An 844-nucleotide genomic window follows, 5' to 3' on the forward strand; every position below is an offset into this window, starting at 1 on the left:
GGAACAGCGTGAGATTGCGGCGCGGTTGAAAGCGATGCGTGCGGTTCCGGTTCGTATTAGACGGGGGCAGCCATGAAAGAGTGGTTTAGTATTGCTGAGTTGGCTGAAGCGGCTTTGCCGGGATTGCTAAAAACAAAGATCGGTCTCAACAATCTTGCGCTTAAGAAATGGCGTTTGAATACACAATTGTTTCGCCAAACATTAGGCAAAACCAAGCCGGTTTGGGAGTATCACATCTCTTTATTGCCGGAAGGGGCGCGGGCAGCATTGTTGTTGCGGGCGGGTGGTGTTGATGTTTTGCAAAAGACAGAACAGAGCATGCAAAAGGAAAGTGTTTGGGTGCGTTATGAGGGGCTTTCAGGCAAGACATCTCTTAAGGCACCCAAACCCATTTCGCGACGGCGCCCGTGAATGGTATAGCGATAAATCCATTGAGCACCACCATCTTTACGCTTATGGAGTAACAAGCCGGCACCATCATTATATTTGCCAGCCCCCAATGTTGCGACAGATCTTGCATTAAGACAGTTCATAAGGACCATTTTTACTCCTTTCTTATACAAATTTGATCCACACACTCATCCCGCTTGTGATGTGCAAATGAGTGCTTTTGATTGATTCAAGATAAAGAGATTTGAAATGAGAGAATCTTACGTTATTCGGTGTTCTAATTCAATATGAATAACGCTAAATTATCATTATAAATCAATATCTTGTACAGACCATGCGGGAAATGAAACTGATACATTCGAGGCAGAGTTTGATGATAGCGGCAATGATTTAGAGATTCCCTCCAGTAACAGCGCGCTCCATGTTACCTTTGGTTATCAGGACAGCATCAGTG

At 44.8% G+C, this 844-nt stretch carries 3 pseudogenes; 2 read left to right on the forward strand and 1 reads right to left on the reverse strand.

Annotated features, from left to right (window positions below):
- Positions 1 to 72: 72 nt before the first annotated feature.
- Positions 73 to 360: pseudogene (locus PVV65_RS09850) on the forward strand (DNA-binding protein); the annotation flags it as partial.
- Between the two features lie 5 nt (positions 361 to 365).
- On the opposite strand, the pseudogene PVV65_RS09855 reads toward PVV65_RS09850, so the two are convergent.
- Positions 366 to 542 (reverse strand): annotated as a pseudogene (locus tag PVV65_RS09855) (Arm DNA-binding domain-containing protein); the annotation flags it as partial.
- A 175-nt stretch (positions 543 to 717) separates the two neighbouring features.
- On the opposite strand from PVV65_RS09855, the pseudogene PVV65_RS09860 reads away from it, so the two are divergent.
- Positions 718 to 844 (forward strand): annotated as a pseudogene (locus tag PVV65_RS09860) (late control protein); the annotation flags it as partial.

Source organism: Bartonella sp. ML70XJBT (assembly GCF_028618425.1).
GTDB lineage: Bacteria > Pseudomonadota > Alphaproteobacteria > Rhizobiales > Rhizobiaceae > Bartonella.